Annotated in this window: 14 protein-coding genes; 7 read left to right on the forward strand and 7 right to left on the reverse strand. The window is 65.1% G+C overall.

The annotated features are described in order from the left end of the window. Positions 1–71 precede the first annotated feature (71 nt). Complete coding sequence (locus tag H9627_RS03400) at positions 72–836, reverse strand: NAD-dependent deacylase (protein ID WP_191732627.1); 765 nt, start codon at positions 834–836, stop codon at positions 72–74. A 160-nt stretch (positions 837–996) separates the two neighbouring features. On the opposite strand from H9627_RS03400, the gene H9627_RS03405 reads away from it, so the two are divergent. After that, a complete protein-coding gene (locus H9627_RS03405) occupies positions 997–1,830 on the forward strand; it encodes a metal-dependent hydrolase (protein ID WP_191732628.1) in 834 nt (277 codons plus the stop codon). Between the two features lie 165 nt (positions 1,831–1,995). Here the strand turns inward: H9627_RS03405 and H9627_RS03410 are convergent, their stop codons facing one another. From H9627_RS03410 to H9627_RS03425, 4 genes are all read right to left on the reverse strand, one after another. After that, entirely contained in the window at positions 1,996–2,667 is a 672-nt protein-coding gene (locus tag H9627_RS03410; RefSeq protein ID WP_191732629.1) for a metal-dependent transcriptional regulator, read from the reverse strand. A 4-nt stretch (positions 2,668–2,671) separates the two neighbouring features. Continuing rightward, positions 2,672–4,162 (reverse strand): PH domain-containing protein, encoded by a 1,491-nt coding sequence (locus H9627_RS03415; RefSeq protein ID WP_191732630.1) that lies wholly within the window; start codon positions 4,160–4,162, stop codon positions 2,672–2,674. Further along, entirely contained in the window at positions 4,159–4,608 is a 450-nt protein-coding gene (locus H9627_RS03420) for a PH domain-containing protein (protein WP_191732856.1), read from the reverse strand. The genes H9627_RS03415 and H9627_RS03420 overlap by 4 nt, the downstream gene beginning before the upstream one ends. Before the next feature lie 144 nt (positions 4,609–4,752). Further along, the gene (locus H9627_RS03425) at positions 4,753–5,550 is read right to left on the reverse strand and encodes a glycosyltransferase family 2 protein (RefSeq protein ID WP_191732631.1); all 798 of its coding nucleotides are present in this window, start codon (positions 5,548–5,550) and stop codon (positions 4,753–4,755) included. A gap of 88 nt (positions 5,551–5,638) precedes the next feature. Between H9627_RS03425 and H9627_RS03430 the strand changes: the two genes are divergently transcribed. Beyond that, positions 5,639–7,069, forward strand: a complete 1,431-nt coding sequence (locus H9627_RS03430; protein WP_191732632.1) for a cryptochrome/photolyase family protein — start codon at positions 5,639–5,641, stop codon at positions 7,067–7,069. On the opposite strand, the gene H9627_RS03435 is transcribed toward H9627_RS03430, so the two are convergent. Next, complete coding sequence (locus tag H9627_RS03435) at positions 7,062–8,621, reverse strand: SDR family oxidoreductase (protein WP_191732633.1); 1,560 nt, start codon at positions 8,619–8,621, stop codon at positions 7,062–7,064. The genes H9627_RS03430 and H9627_RS03435 overlap by 8 nt on opposite strands. A 152-nt stretch (positions 8,622–8,773) precedes the next feature. Between H9627_RS03435 and H9627_RS03440 the strand changes: the two genes are divergently transcribed. Further along, positions 8,774–9,424 carry a lipocalin family protein gene (locus H9627_RS03440; protein WP_191732634.1) on the forward strand — a complete coding sequence of 217 codons (651 nt, stop codon included), beginning with the start codon at positions 8,774–8,776 and terminating at the stop codon, positions 9,422–9,424. Positions 9,425–9,492: 68 nt separating this feature from the next. Here H9627_RS03440 and H9627_RS03445 read toward each other — a convergent pair whose 3' ends face one another. Further along, positions 9,493–10,122, reverse strand: coding sequence for a MarR family winged helix-turn-helix transcriptional regulator (locus H9627_RS03445; protein WP_191732635.1), 630 nt, complete (start codon positions 10,120–10,122; stop codon positions 9,493–9,495). A gap of 205 nt (positions 10,123–10,327) precedes the next feature. Here H9627_RS03445 and H9627_RS03450 point away from each other — a divergent pair, with 205 nt between their 5' ends. From H9627_RS03450 to H9627_RS03465, 4 genes are all read left to right on the forward strand, one after another. Then, positions 10,328–11,449, forward strand: coding sequence for a polyprenyl synthetase family protein (locus H9627_RS03450; protein WP_191732636.1), 1,122 nt, complete (start codon positions 10,328–10,330; stop codon positions 11,447–11,449). A 121-nt stretch (positions 11,450–11,570) separates the two neighbouring features. Further along, positions 11,571–13,760, forward strand: a complete 2,190-nt coding sequence (locus H9627_RS03455) for an MMPL family transporter (RefSeq protein WP_318247756.1) — start codon at positions 11,571–11,573, stop codon at positions 13,758–13,760. Then, complete coding sequence (locus H9627_RS03460) at positions 13,757–14,689, forward strand: phytoene/squalene synthase family protein (protein WP_191732638.1); 933 nt, start codon at positions 13,757–13,759, stop codon at positions 14,687–14,689. Before H9627_RS03455 ends, H9627_RS03460 begins: the two co-directional genes overlap by 4 nt. Further along, positions 14,686–16,302, forward strand: a complete 1,617-nt coding sequence (locus H9627_RS03465; RefSeq protein ID WP_191732639.1) for a phytoene desaturase — start codon at positions 14,686–14,688, stop codon at positions 16,300–16,302. Before H9627_RS03460 ends, H9627_RS03465 begins: the two co-directional genes overlap by 4 nt. Positions 16,303–16,319: the final 17 nt, after the last annotated feature.

Here is a 16,319-nt window from a genome sequence, read left to right on the forward strand (position 1 = left end):
TTCTACATCATGCCCTCTCCCCCGCCCGGAGTGGTATCCGCGGGGTGAAGGAGGCGTCGACAAGCACCCGCTCACACGCCGAGCCGCCTGACCAGCGCCGGGAACCCCTCGGCGGCCGTCGCCCGCCACGAAAACGTGGCGATCCGGGACAGGTCGGTCTCCTTCGGCGTGATCTCCAGAATCGGCACCCCACGCTGATGCGCCAGAACCGGCAGCGATGCCGCCGGATAGACAATCCCGGACGTCCCCACGATCACCACCAGGTCAGCCTCCCGCATACGACTCTCGGCGACCGCCCACTCCTCCTGCGGCAACGCCTCACCGAACCAGACCACCCCGGGACGCACCGGATTCCCACACAGCGAACACGTCGGCGGGGTGAGCCGCTCCACCGGTTCCGCCGGATAATCACCATCATCCCGCCACGGTTTGGAACAGATCGAACACCGGAACTCGAAGAGACTGCCATGCAGATGCGTGACCCCGGTGGACCCGGCCCGCTCATGGAGATTATCGATATTCTGCGTGGTCACATGCACCGTATCCACCAGGTGACTACCCTCCCAATAAGCGATGGCCTCATGACCCGCATTGGGCCGCGCCTTCATCGCCTGCCCGGCGCGCCACCGGTACCACGCCCACATCGGCTCCGGATCCCGCGCCCACGCATCGATGCTCGCCATCGCCTGCGGATCAACCTTCGACCACACACCCGTCTCCGGATCGCGGTAGGTCTCCAGGCCTGAATCGGCACTCATCCCGGCACCGGTGAACACCTCAATGTTGCGCGCCCCACGCGCCACGGCCACTGCCTGCATGATCGACTGCTCGTCCATGACCCCCCAGGGTAGCGGCACGCCTGCAGCCGCGCGGAGCAGAGACGAACAGTCAGGCGGACACGCTTAGACGGGAGCTGTAAATACCGCGCCCACCACGGGGTCTAAAGTGTGAAAGACAGTACTATCCGATAACAATTTCGAAGGCAGGGATGCACCAATGGTCATGGGCCCCACCCATGCGATGAGCGGCGCCGCGGTCGGCCTGGCCGTGGCCCAGATCCTCCCGACACAATGGGGCGGCGTGTCCACCGCCGAGGAGACATTCATCTACGCCGGCCTGGCCGCCGGAGCCGCCCTGCTCCCCGATCTGGATGCACCCTCTGCCACGGTATCCCGTTCCTTCGGGCCGGTGACACAGGTGATCTCCCGCTTCACGGAGAACATCGCACAGACCTTCGTCAACGTCACCCGGGGCCGCAAGGACAAGCCCTGCAAGAACGGCCACCGCACCGCCACCCACACAGTATGGGCTGCACTGGCGGCCGGCATCGGTGCCGCGGCCCTCATCGGTGCCTTCGGCAAACCCGCGGTGATCGGCCTGCTGTTCTTCCTCCTCGGCCTCGGCATCAGGGGGCTGCTGCCGGAATGGTCGAAGAAAACAGACTGGTTGATTGTCACAGGACTGTCCGCCGCCCTGGCCTACGCTGTGTGGAGTTATGTGCCCGAGGAATCATTCGGGGTGTTCATGGGGTCGGCGATCACCGTGGGATGTCTGACCCACATGCTGGGGGACCTCGCCACCAAACAGGGCATACCCGCCTTCGCGCCACTACTTCCATGGAAGGGCCGACGCTGGTGGAACCTGAAACTACCGAAATTCCTCAGCATCCGCGCCAACGGGCCAGCAGACAGGATCCTGCTCGCCGGTTTCACCATCGCCGTCATCGCCCAGATCGGCCTGGTGGCCTCAGGCAAGATGCGCGATGTGATGATGGGCCTGCTGCCCTTCGAGGTGGTGGCGCAGGGGCTGTCGCTTGCTGACCTGCATTAACCCAGAGATCCTGTTCCCAGAGACCGCGTGGCTTAACCCAGAGATCGCGGGTGCTTTCTGGGGACAGGATCTCTGGGTTATGCGGGTGGCCTGTCTGACCCCGACATCGCATCACAGACATCAGTACTGATGCCGTGGTTGGAGTGGTGAACGCCGCGGACCTGCCTACACCTGCACGGTGATCAGGGGCAGCTGGGTGACTGCGAGGGGGAAGCGCTGCCCGGTCTCCTCAACCACTGCTTCGACGATGCCGGCGAAGGGTTCCCTCGCAATGGTGATCCGGGATCCCGGGATCACGTCGTGTTCGGCGAGGTAGCGCAGCAGTTCGGGGTCGATGTCCTGGACGCGGGTGATGGTGACCGTGGCACCGGGTGCGGTGGTGGCGAGGGTGGTGTGGCCGAGGTCGTCGATAAGCCCTTCGGCGGTGGGGATGGGATCGCCGTGGGGGTCGCGGCGCGGGTGGCCGAGGTGGGCGTCGATGCGCGCGATGAGCCGGTCTGAGGCGGCGTGCTCCAGCAGGTCAGCGTCCTCGTGGACCTCATCCCAGGTGTAACCGAGCACGTCATGGAGGAAGGTTTCCAGCAGACGGTGGCGGCGCACCATCTCCAGGGCGAGTGCCTGGCCGGTGGGTGTGAGGGTGACACCGGAGTAGCGCTCATGGTGTACCAGGTCGCGGGTGGCCAGGCGTTTGATCGCCTCGGATGCGGTGGGGGTTTTCTGTTCGAGGATCTCCGCGATCTCACCGAGGGTGGCGGGGTGTCCGCCGTTGCGGTCGGTGATGTCCCAGATGGTCTTCAGATAGTCCTGGGTCTTGTCGGGAAGATCTGAGATGTGCATGTCGCTAATCGTAACCCACGGTCCCGGCGCGGTTTTCCCCGTCAGGCCCCGGGCCGGTCAGCTCCGGCAGGGACCTGCGCCGCAGCACGGTGAGCAGCTCCATCCCATCGGCATAGGTGAGGTCGCTGCCCTGCATGGACACCGGGCCGGGCACCAGGTTGAGTCTCACGGTGCTCAAGTTCAGCAGCTTCTGGATGGGACCGCGTTTGAGGGTGAGTTCCTGGATATGGCTGACATCGATGAGTGCCATGCGGTGGTAGAACCGGCCGGAGTGGACGATCACGGCGCGCGGGGCGGTATCGGCGCCAACGCCACCGGCCTCACCCACCAGCGTGACGCCCTGCTGTTTCCTGTCCACGGGTGAGACCCACGTGGCCTGCGGTGGACTGGTGTAGGTGGGTCGGGTGATGCGGGTGGGGTCGGCGTAGGTTTCAAGCTCCCCGTCGTCCAATGGGCCGACCACCTCCACGAGGTGGAGCGCCAGGTCCTTCGTCCCCACCGGCAGCAGACGGGTGGTGCCGCCCTGTTTGGTGTCCACGCCGTAACCGGCGACCGACACCGATACCGTCCACCACCCGAACAGGCGCCACAACAGCGGCTGGGTCATGGACACCCCGTGGATGCGGCCGAGGGGGATCGACTGGCGGCGTCGATCAGCGAGCCCGTAGGACACGTTGAGGATGTCGCCCGCGAGATCAGCCTGGAATTTCCATGACTTGTCGATGAGGTTCCACACCGAGGGAACCAGACCCACGAGAACCGGCACCAGGGCGGTGATCCCCAGCGGGGTGAAGACAATGATCAGCAGCGCCAGCACCGTGATGACGGTGTTGAGGGACAACGCGGTGCTGCCCAGGGTGCGCATGATGGGGATGGAGGGCACCACCTGCCTCCCGGTGCCAACCGGTGTCTCCATGACCCGGGGTGAGCCGATCTCCGATAACCCGAAACCCTCCTGCACCGGCTGCGACTCAGCCCGCCGGGCGTGGGTGGTGTCGATGAGTTGTCGGCGCAGCTCCTCGGCCTCGGCGCGTTTGAGGAAGGCGATCTCGATGACGGAGTTGGTGCCACCGGCGGTCTCCACGCGCACGGCGGCGACGCGGAAGATGCGGGCAATCACCGATTCCACGAGGTCAACGGCCTGGATGCGGTCGTAGCGGGCGGTACGCAGCTGGGTGTTGAGCACGCCGCGCCGGTGTTGGATCTCCTCGTCGGTCAGGCGGAATCCGGTGGCCTTCCACCAGATCCGTGACAGCAGCCAGATCAGTCCGCAGGCCAGCACGAATCCGCCGATGGAGGCCACCAGGGGCCAGATGGCGAGGTCGGTGTCCTCTCTCAGCACACTCCAGATCGCCTGCAGGGAGGACAGGTTGAGGTTGAGGACCAGGCCGGCGAACACGGCGAGGATGAGTGTCCAGAAGCGGAGCAGCGGGGTGAGAGGGTGGACCCGACGAAAACCATCGGTATGTTCAGCGGCGGTCTGAGCAGTAGTCACAGTCCACTCATCCTCTCCCGGGCCTTGATGGCGAGGCGGTCGCGCAGGGCATCGGCGACGTCGGCGGGCAGGCCCTTCACCGAGGAGTCGGTGGTGGCGGAGGCGGTGTTGAGTTTGACCGTCTTCATCCCCAGGGCGCGTTCAATGGGCCCGGCGGTGACATCGACGAACTGGATGCGCCCGTAGGGGATCACGGTGTAGGTGTGCCAGAGTTTGCCGCGGGTGAGCAGGAGTTCGTCCTCGGTCTCCAGCCAGCCCAGTCTCCTGACCTGCTGGGGAATGAGCCACGCCTGCCAGATCAGCATCACCACGGCCACGCCGGTGCCGATGTGAAACCACGGACTGCCCCAGAAACCGGCTGCCGCGAAACCAACCGCGATCAGCACCCACCACGGCAGGGTGCCGAGGTACCGGGCCGTGGTCAGTTTCGGTGAGACGGGATTCATGCCCTCGTGGGGCTCAGGTGCGGCGTGGTTCATGCCCACCATTGTGCCCGCCGCGCCCTGGCCAGGCGACACCGGGGCGACACCGGGGCGACACCGGCCCGACCCCGGCCCGACCCCAAGCCGACCCCAAGCAGACCCCGGGTATCAGGCCTGCAGATCCGCCGGTAGTAGGCGTTGGGGGACGATGGAGGCGTCGACAAGCCCGCGGCGCACGAGGCGGACGTAGACGGGCTCGCGTTCCCACGCTGAGCGGACGGTGTGGAAACCGCGTGCCACGCGGGTCCACAGCTGCCGTACCCCGAAGAGGGCGCGCGGGTCCATCATCACCGTCAGGTCGCGTTGGAACCACACGGTTTCGTGCGGGCGGACGAAGAAGGAGAAGTACATGTCCTCGTGCACGAAGGTGTTGGCCAGGTCGATGTCATCGCGGACTGCCCCCCACCAGGTCCTGCTCAGTGAGCAGTTGGAGCCGAAGATCGGATAGTGTCCGAGTGCCTGTTTCGAGGCCCAGCGGTAGGCACCCAGGTAGAGGTTGGCGCTCCACCGCCCGAGTCGTCCCGGGAGTTGGAAGGATCCGACGCCGGTCAGGGCAACCACGGTCCGGGTGGGGTCCTGTTCCGCCTGATCCCAGATGGCGTGGACCCGGGCGAGGTAGTCGACAGGCAGGGTGCAGTCGGCGTCGATACGCACGATCACGTCGCCACCTGCGGCGTTGTACCCGGCGGCGCTCGCCCAGGTGATGCCGCGGCGCGGTTCGCGGATGACGGTCGCGCCGGCTGCCTCGGCCACACGGACGGAATCATCGGTGCTGCCGTTGTCCACCACGATGATCTCATCCGGTGTCACGGTCTGGGCGTTGATCGAGGCGAGGCAGTCGCGGAGTAGGTCCGCATCATTGAGACAGGGGACGACGACGGTGAGTGTGCGGCGTGGGGAGGGCATTGTGACCCGGGCTTTCTACACAGAATGTCTACACATGGAGGTGGGTGCGGCGGGAGTGCCCGCGCGGTTTATTTTAGACTCGGTATCCATGAGCACCCCAACCGCGTCCCCCACCATCGTCTGGTTGCGCGATGATCTCCGCATCCGTGACAATGCCGCCCTCACCTGGGCCGCCGGCCGCGGGCCGGTGATCGGCCTGTTCATCGACGAGGACCAGCCCCGCCCCCTGGGTGGTGCGGCACGCTGGTGGCGTGAGCGCAGCCTCGGGATGCTTGTCGACGCCCTGGCCACCCACGGGGTTCCCCTCCTGCGGCGCTCCGGCGATCCGGTGGTCGTCGTCGCTGAGGTGGCCCGGGAAACCGGAGCTGACGCGGTGACCTGGAACCGCCGCTACCACGGGCCGCTGCGCGAGGTGGACGCTGAGATCAAGACGCAACTGCGGGAACAGGGGCTGGAGGTGCACAGTCACGCCGGGTTCCTCCTCACCGAACCGTGGGAGATCACCAGTGGCGCCGGCACCGGGTACAAGGTCTACACCCCATTCTCCAAGGCCGCTTTCCCCCTGGCAGAGGAGTCCGCCGCCCGGCTGGGTGATCCGATGCCCGCGCACCTGAGTGGCCCCGACACCCCGGTGGCAGAAAGCGGGTGGGCCCCGGCACCCGAGCCGTTCTGGGCTGCGGAGATGGCCACCCACTGCCACCCCGGTGAGCAGGCCGCCCTGGACCGCCTCGGGGATTTCCTCGACCTGATGCGTGAACGCGGCGGCTATGCCGACGGCCGCGATGAGATGGCCCGTGCGGTTACCAGTGGCCTGTCCCCCCACCTGCGGTTCGGTGAGATCAGCGTGCACCGGGTGTGGGCGGAGATCACGGCGGCCGCGGACGCGGGCGACATCGACGGCACCGATGCCCAGGTGTTCCGCAAGGAACTGCTGTGGCGCGATTTCGCCTGGCACCGCCTCTACGCCCTGCCCGACATGGCCACCACCAACGTCCGCGAGCAGTTCAACCGTTTCGGCTGGGCGTGGGATGAACACGAGGCCACCCGGCTTGTCGACGGCTGCCACCCCCTGTCCCCCACCTCCTCCGACGAGTTCCACGTGGCCCTGGCGGCCTGGCGCGCCGGGCGCACCGGCATCCCGCTGGTGGATGCCGGCATGCGGGAACTGTGGGCCACCGGTTCCATGCACAACCGTTCCCGCATGGTGGTGGCCAGTTTCCTCACCAAGAATCTGCAGATCCACTGGCGCCACGGCGAGGAATGGTTCTGGGAGACCCTCGTGGATGCCGACCCCGCCTCCAACGCCTTCAACTGGCAGTGGGCCGCGGGCAGCGGCGATGACGCCTCCCCGTATTTCCGGATCTTCAACCCCGAGACCCAAGCCAAGAAATTCGATCCGGACGAGACGTATATCCGACGCTGGATCCCGGAGTACGGCACCCCCGATTACCCCGCCCCGATCGTGGATCTGAAGGATTCCCGGCGGGAGGCCCTGGATGCCTATGAGGCGGTTAAGTAACCGAATCCACCCCGTCGCGGGCCGCCTTGAGGATATTGCGGCGCATGAAGGGGAAAATCACCGAGTGGAACGGTGAGACCACCCACCAGTAGAGGTATCCCTGCAACCCCTTGGGTTCAAACAGTGCGCGCTGGGTGTAGGTGGAACCGCCGTCCTCATTGTCCTCGACCTCGAAGACCAGCCAGGCGTTGCCGTCGACCTTCATCTCCGCGGTGAGCACCAACCGGTTGGGCGGTGAGACCTCCGTGACCCGCCACCAGTCGAGCCGGTCACCGGCCTTGAGGGTGCGGGGATCACGTCGTCCGCCCAGGCCCGGTCCGCCGATGAGGCGGTCCGCGACACCCCGCAGACGCCACAGCAGCGGTGCGGAATACCATCCGTTGGGCCCACCGAGCCCCTCGATGATCGGCCAGACCTGTGCCGCGGTGAGGTCGGTGGTCTCGGTGCGGACATCCTCGTAGAGGGTTTTACCCGCCCACTCGGGATCGGTGGGGTGGCTGGCCCAGGCGGGCACGCCATCCTCCGGGGTGTCACCGAAGCCTGTCCAGCTGCGGTCCCAGGAGGTGGGTACACCGCGGTCACCCTCGGCGGCCAGGGCGAGTTCCACAGCCTTGCGGTAACCGATGAGCCCTCCCGGGGGATCCGGGATGATGTCCTTGATGCTGTGCTCCTCGGTGACGGCATCCTCTGCCATGGACTGCGCCAGGGGGAAGGTGAGCTGGAAGGGCACCGGGGTGACCAGGCTGATCCAGAATCCGCTCAGCCTGTCCATGGGAAGATTGAGCGGAATGGAATGCACCCGTCGCTTTAACCCGCGCACATCGGCGTAGATGCGCAGCAGATCGGCGAATTCATAGGATTCACCGCAGCCGATGTCACAGGCCTGATTCACCGGTTCATCCAGATCCGCCGCCGAGACCAGGTAGTGCAGGGTGTCACGGATGGCCAGCGGTTCAATCTGATTGGTGATCCACTGCGGTGCAGTCATGATGGGCAGGCGTTCGGTGAGGTGGCGGATCATCTCGAAGGAGGCCGAACCGGAACCGATGAGGGTGGCTGCCCGCAGGATCAGTGCGGGGGTGTCACTGTTCAGCAGGATCTGCGCCACCCGTTCGCGCGAGCGCATGTGTTTGGACAGGTCCTCCAGGTCACGGTCGCGGGGGTGCAGGCCGGACAGGTAGATCATCTGTTTCACCCCGGCGCGGTCGGCGGCACCGGCGACATTCTCCGCGGTGCGGCGCTCCTGCTCCTCGAAGTCGACGTCCTTGCCGCCCATGGAGTGTACGAGGTAGAAGGCCACATCCACGTCCTCGAAGAGGGCATCCAGATCGGCGGGTTCGGTGAGGTCGGCCTCGACCATCTCCACCTCGCTGTGCCAGTCGAATCGTTCCAGGCTCTCTTTGCGACGGGAGGTGGCGCGCACGGTGAAACCGGCGGCGAGTAGTTCGGTGACGAGGCGACCACCGACATAACCGGTGGCCCCGGTGACCAGGACGCGGCGTTGTGGATGGCGGGCGCGGTAGGTGAGGGTGGGCTGGATGTGGCTGTTCATGGGCGCGAGTATAGGGATTTTCGGTGGTGGGGCTCAGGACAATGCCCTGAGGTGCATCTTTGCAGAGACATGCCGAACTAAACCGGTTTGTAGTACACTTCAAGAAGTATTAACTTCTGAGATAATATAAACAAAAAGAAAGGGAGTTCTTCATGCGCCTGTCCAGAAAACTCACCATCGCAGCCCTGTTGTCCGCGCTCTCCATCACCGGGGCCAGCACGGCCCAGGCCCAGGACGTCTTCGACGGTGGTCGCCTTGCCGGCGGCTCATCCCAGATCGCCAACCTCAGTTCCACCCCGGAGAGCCAGGCCCTGCCGGAGATCGACCAGAAGGTGGACCTCGAGCGCTACCAGGGCACGTGGTACCAGGTCGCGGCCATCCCGCAGCCCTACACCCTGCAGTGCTCCCATGACACCACCGCGCAGTACGGCGTGATCGACGAGAACACCATCTCCGTGGTCAACTCGTGTGGCACCCCGTTCGGCCCGTCCGTCATCGAGGGCAAGGCAACAGTGCGTTCCGACGCCTCCCTCAAGGTCACCTTCGGGGGCGTGCCCTTCCAGACCGAGGGTGGCGAGCCCAACTACCGCGTGACCTACCTGGAGGATGACTACTCCCTGGCGATTGTGGGCAGCCCCAACCGCCTGTCCGGTTTCGTCCTGTCCCGCACCCCGGACCTGAGCGCCGAGGACTGGACCAAGGTCCGCAACATCACCGAGGACCGCGGCTGGTGGTCATGCGCCTTCGTGACCGTGCCGGCAGCCGGTGGCAAGACCGACGTGGCACCACTCTGCACCCTGTAGAAACCACCGGGAAACAAAACAGGCCCCAGGAGGATCACTCCCCCTGGGGCCTGAAACGTTTTACGCCACTAGCCAGACTTGGCACCCTGGGCAGCCGGCGGTGCAGCAGCGCGTGAATCCGCATCACCCTCAGCCCAGGAGGCATTAGAAAGGGAGAGCTCATTGGCCATATCCTCCAGGAACCGGATGACCACCTCACGCTCCTCACTGGTGAGACGCTTGGCCGATTCAAAGCGACGCGCCTGGTGCTTCCCCAGGGTCTCCATGGCCTCGGCACGGGTGGCCGGAGTGACCTCCAGGGCGAACGCCCGACGGTCAATTGGGTGAACCTTTCGGATGATATGCTCCCCCTTCTCCAGGCGGTTGAGCATCTTGGTCACCGACGCCGGCGACAGACTCAGGTGGGCTCCCAGCATGCCCGGGGTCACCAGCTGGCCGGCATTGCCCGCCACCATTAGATAATGCAGGGCACGCATGTCCTGCGCACTGAGCGCCATGTACCGCGAGGCGGCCGCAGCGACCGCCCGCTCGGTGTCACGGAGATTGGCCAGCGCCTTCATCAACCGCCCGATCTGGGCGACATCAGCTGGTGACACGTCTGAACGGTCAATCAGCTCGCTGCGCGGGTCGCTGGATTTCACATCATAGAGATTGTTGAGTGGCGACTCGTCCCCGTGTTTGTTTTCGGATTCCTGCATAGATCAATGATAACGCCTTTTTCTTTCAATGTCAGATACTGTTACAACTTGAAAACATTAACCTTTAAGATACTATTGTCGGTGATGCAGGTATACTTGCTCACACCATCGTTGTTGGACGGCTATTTTCTCCGCCGAACACAGAACAGTCGTCGCGGGTGACGTGGTGGCGTAACTGACAGGTACTGACAGGGCGATATTCGAAATGGACAACGGCATGACACTGACAACAGAGCAGTCGGCTCCCCCGGGCTTCGACGTCAACGAGGAGATCTACCGGGAACTCAATCGAACCTTCTCCTCCCTGTCCGACCGGTGCAGGGACTACGGACCGGACTTCCGGTCCTGCCTCGACACCGCATTCCAGGCACTGCGCGGAGGCAAGCTGATCCGCCCCCGCATGCTCCTGGGCACCCACCGCACCATGACGAAAGGGGCAACCGGCCGAACCAACCACGACGCTGCACTACAGATCGCCGTGGCCACGGAACTGCTGCATTTCTCCTTCCTGGTGCACGATGATGTCATCGACGGTGATCTCTACCGCCGCGGCAAGCTGAACTTCATCGGCCAGATCCTCAAACAACGCGACCCGGACAATTTCTCCGACAGGGGTCCGGACCCGGAGCATCTGCACTGGGCATGCTCCAACGGCATCCTTATCGGCAATCTCTTCCTGGCCGCCACCCACCAGGTCTTCGCCCGCGTGGATCTCCCCCACCCCGTCCGCCTGCGCCTGCTGGACCTGCTCGAACACACCATGAACGACAGCCTGGTCGGGGAATTCCTCGACGTCGGACTCAGCAGCAGGGCAATCACACCCGATATCAGCACCGCCCTGGAGATGAGCCGGCTGAAGACAGCCACCTATACCTTCGAACTCCCCTTACGTGCCGCGGCCATCCTCGCCGGGTTATCGGAGGAGGACGAGCGCAGGGTCGGGGTGATCGGCACCCACCTGGGCACCGCGTACCAGCTCCAGGATGACTACCTCTCCACCTTCGGTGAGGCGGCGGAACACGGCAAGGACTCCTTCTCCGACCTCCGGGAGGGCAAGGAAACCACCATCATCGGATTCGCCCGCGCCACCCGGTACTGGAAGGACATCGAGGTCAACTTCAACAACGCCGATCTCACCACCGAACAGGGCGAGCATATCCGGGACCTGCTCATCCGGTGTGGCGCGGAGGAGTACTCCCGCGACACCGTCAGGCACCACCTGGACACCTGTCGCGCCTCCATCGAAGAGCTGCGTTCCAGTCTGAACCGCGAGGTCATCGACCTGCTGCTCACCCAGGTTGATCAGCTGGACAACCGCCGGTCCTGATCACCCGCATCCTTCACCCACCCCTCGTGAAACGAAAGCGACCACCATGTCTACCCGCATCACCACACCCCCCAACCCGGCACGGGCCGAGAAACCCCAGAAATCCGGGCCCGCGCGCTGGGTGCGGATTCTTCTCCCCGCGGTCCTGATCCTGGTCTGGCTCGCCGCCGCCGGGGTCGGTGGACCCTACTTCGGCAAGGTCGGTGAGGTCTCCTCCAATGACCAGACCTCCTACCTGCCGGAATCCTCCGATGCCACGCAGGTGCAGCAGCTGATTGGTGAATTCAGCGACTCCGATTCCATCCCGGCAGTGGTGGTCATGGTCGGTGATGAACCACTGACCGAGCAGGAGATCGGTGAACTCAATACGGTGGTCGCCGGATTGACCGATCTGGAGGGTGTTGGTGAGGATGTCTCCCCCGCCATCCCATCTGAGGACGGTCTGGCGGTCCAGGCGTTCGTACCCATTGACAGTGGCGCGGAGCTGGCGGATGTCGTCGACAAGCTCTCTGAGACGTTGAGTGGGCAGACGCCGGACAACGTGACCACCTACGTCACCGGACCGGCCGGGTTCAGCGCTGACCTCGGGGCGGCGTTCGCCGGTATCGACGGGCTGCTGCTGGCGGTCGCGCTCGCCGCGGTGCTGGTGATCCTGGTGGTTGTCTACCGTTCCTTCATCCTGCCGATCGCCGTGCTGGCCACCAGTCTCTTCGCCCTGACCGCCGCGCTGCTGGTGGTGTGGTGGCTGGCCAAGTGGGAGATCCTGCTGCTGTCCGGACAGACCCAGGGCATCCTGTTCATCCTGGTCATCGGCGCGGCCACCGACTACTCACTGCTGTATGTCGCCCGTTACCGCGAGGAACTGCGCAAGTACCGGGACAAGGCCACGGCCACCCTCAAGGCCATCCGCGCCACCGTCGAACCGGTGCTGGCCTCGGGCAGCACGGTCATCGCCGGTCTGCTGTGCCTGCTGTTCAGTGACCTGAAATCCAACTCCACCCTGGGGCCGGTGGCCTCCATCGGCATCATCTTCGCCATGCTGGCGGCCCTGACCCTCCTGCCGGCGCTGCTGTTTGTGTTCGGTCGGGCGGCCTTCTGGCCGAAACGCCCCGCCTATGAACCCGAGGTGGTCCGTGCGGAGGGTGGCATGCCGTCCAAGGGTATCTGGACCAAGGTGGCACGCCTGGTGAAGAACCATCCCCGCGCCATCTGGATCTCCACCCTCATCGTCCTGCTCGCCGGCGCCGCCTTCGTGCCAACCCTCAAGGCTGACGGTGTCTCCCAGTCCGACCTCATCCTCGGTGCCTCCGAGGCCCGCGACGGTCAGGAAGCCCTGGGCGAGCACTTCCCGGGCGGTGCCGGCAGCCCCGCCTATGTGCTCACCGATGAGTCCAACCTGCAGCAGGTCGCCGATGCCCTGCTCTCCGATGACAGCTTCGACGGCATCACCGTCTCCAGCACCGAATCCCCCGCCGGTTCCGCGCCCCTCACCGCGGACGGGATCGCACCCATGGGCCCCGGCCCCGCGCCTGCCCCGACCGTGGTGGACGGCCAGGTCCTGATCCAGGCCACCCTGGTCGATGCACCGGATTCCCAGGAGGCACAGAACAGTATCCGCGACCTGCGCGCCACCTTCGCCGAGGAGAACATCGATGCCCTGGTCGGTGGTGTGACCGCCACCGCCCTGGACACCAATGAGGCCTCCATCCATGACCGCACCCTGATCATCCCGATCGTGCTGGTGGTGATCCTGGTGATTCTCATGCTCCTGCTGCGGTCCATCGTGGCCCCGGTGCTGCTCATCATCACCACGGTGATCTCCTTCGGCACCGCCATCGGCGTCTCCGCGCTGCTGTTCAACAACGTGTTCAACTTCCCCGGCGCGGACCCGGCCGTCCCGCTCTACGGTTTCGTGTTCCTGGTGGCCCTGGGCATCGACTACAACATCTTCCTGGCCACCCGCGTGCGTGAGGAGACCGTCAGACACGGCACGAGGGAGGGCATCCTGCGTGGTCTGGCTGTCACCGGTGGTGTCATCACCTCCGCCGGTCTGGTCCTGGCCTCCACCTTCGCGGCGCTGTATGTCATCCCGATCCTGTTCCTCGCGCAGATCGCCTTCATCGTGGCCTTCGGTGTGCTCATCGACACCTTCCTGGTCCGTGCCTTCCTGGTGCCGGCGTTGTTCTACGATATCGGGCCGAAGGTCTGGTGGCCGTCTAAACTTGCTTCCCAGAAGCATGAGGATTCCGTGGCCGCCAACAAGGCACGCGCCACCAACGACCCCCGCACCGAGGAGCTTGTAGAGGCATGACGCAGCACCAGCTGACCAACCGGTCGGCATCCTTTCTCAACAGTGCACTGGGGCTCTACAACCGGGTGGCGGTCAAGGCCTCCCACCAGGTGATCAAGCGGTATTCCACCAGTTTCAGCATGTCCACCCTGATGCTGTCGCCGCAGATCCGACGGGATATCCGCAATCTCTACTCGGTGGTGCGCATCGCCGACGAGATCGTCGACGGCACCGCGCTGGCCGCCGGGTACACCCCAGCCGAGCTGGGGAGGCTTCTCGACGACTACGAGGCCGCCGTTCTCGCCGCGCCCGCGCAGCACTTCCACACCGACCTGGTCCTCCAGGCCTATGGCGATACCGCCCGGCGCTGCGATTTCCAGGAGGAGCACGTGGTGGCGTTCTTCGCCTCCATGCGCCGGGACCTGACCGCCAGTGAACACGACCCGGGCAGTTTCGAGGCCTATGTCTACGGCTCCGCCGAGGTCATCGGCCTGTTGTGCCTGAGCGTGTTCAACCAGGGCCGGCCGGTCAGTGCCACCCGCCAGCAGCAGATGCGGGAGGGCGCACGTGCCCTGGGTGCCGCCTTCCAGAAGATCAACTTCCTGCGCGATCTGGCTGAGGATCAGCAGGAGCTGGGGCGCACCTACTTCCCCGGCACCACGGCCGGGGCACTGACGGAACCGCAGAAACAGCAGCTCATCACTGATATCCGGGCGGATCTGGATACCGCCGAACGTTCCTACCCGGCGCTGCCGGTGCAGGCGCGGATCGGTGTGATCGCAGCGGCCCTGTTGTTTGAGGGTCTCACCGACCGGATCGAAGAGACACCAGCGGCAACACTGCTGGAAGAACGCATCAGCATCCCCATCACCACCAAACTCATGATCCTGGGCAGGGCCACCCTGAAGGGCCTGTCCATGAGCGTCTACAGAAAGAGGCAGCAGGCATGACCGGAAACAACAAGGTCGGTTCGGCAGTAGTCATCGGCGCCGGCGTGGCAGGACTGGCCACCGCCGCCCTCCTGGCCCGCGACGGCTGGGATGTCACCGTGGTAGAGAAGAATGCCGACGTGGGTGGCCGCGCCGGTTCCCTCGAGATCGACGGTTTCGACGGTTTCCGCTGGGACACCGGACCATCCTGGTACCTCATGCCCGAGGCCTTCGACCACTTCTTCGCCCTGTTCGGCACAAAGACCGAGGACCACCTGGAGCTGGTCGATCTGACCCCGGCCTACCGGGTGTTCTCCGGTGACACGACCAAGGTGGATGTACCGACCGGCCGTGAGGAGGCCGCCGCGCTCTTCGAGTCCATCGAACCCGGTGCCGGCGCGAAACTACTCACCTATCTCGACGGCGCGGAGGATGCCTATAACATCGCCATCGACCGCTTCCTCTACAACACCTTCTCCGAGCTCGGTCCCCTGCTGCACAAGGATGTGCTCAGCCGCGCCGGACGCCTGGCCTCCCTGCTGACCCGTTCCCTCGAGTCCTATGTCAACAGCCAGTTCGAGAACCCCATCCTGCGCCAGGTCCTCACCTACCCGGCGGTGTTCCTCTCCTCCCGCCCCGAGGGCACCCCCTCGATGTACCACCTGATGAGCCACACCGACCTGGTGCAGGGTGTGAAATACCCGATCGGCGGGTTCACGGCGGTGGTCAACGCGCTGCACAAGCTGGCCACCGAGCACGGGGTGAACTTCCGTCTGTCCACCGAGGCCGTCTCCATCAACACCGCCAAGGTCGGTGGCAAGACCATCACCACCGATGTCAGCATCCTGCATGACGGTGCACTGGAGAAGATCCCGGCGGACATCGTGGTCTCCGCGGGCGATCTCCACCACACGGAGAACAACCTCCTGCCCAAGAAGCTGCGCACCTACCCCGAGCGCTACTGGTCCACCCGCAACCCGGGCATCGGTGCGGTGCTGGTCTACCTGGGTGTGGAGGGAAAACTGGAGCAGCTGGACCACCACAACCTGTTCTTCAGCGAGGACTGGACCGATGACTTCGCCGTGGTCTTCGACGGCCCTCAGACCACCCGTCCCTCCAATGCCTCGGAGTCGATCTACGTCTCCATGCCGTCCGCCTCCGAAGACGGTGTGGCACCGGAGGGGCATGAGAACCTGTTCATCCTCGTGCCCACCAAGGCCACCAGCAGCATCGGCCACGGGGATGCCTACCTGCCGGAGGCCTCCGCGGCGGTGGAGGCCATCGCCGACCACGCCATCGACCAGATCGCGGCCCAGGCCGGCATCGAGGACCTGAGGGAGCGGATCGTCGTCAAGCGCACCCTCGGCCCGGCCGACTTCGAGCGCCGCTACCACTCCTGGCTCGGCAGCGCGCTGGGCCCGGCGCACACCCTGGCGCAGTCCGCGTTCCTGCGGGGGCGCAACAAGTCACGCAAGATCGATACCCTCTTCTACGCCGGTGCCACCACCGTGCCGGGCGTGGGTATCCCCATGTGCCTGATCTCGGCGGAGAATATCCTCAAGCGTCTCCACGCGGACACCACCCCCGGCCCCCTGCCGGAGCCGGTGCCCAATGCTGCCCGATCAGTAGGGTAAATACGTGACTGATTTCC

Origin of the sequence: Corynebacterium gallinarum (genome assembly GCF_014837045.1) — a bacterium.
Taxonomy (GTDB): Bacteria; Actinomycetota; Actinomycetes; order Mycobacteriales; family Mycobacteriaceae; genus Corynebacterium; species Corynebacterium gallinarum.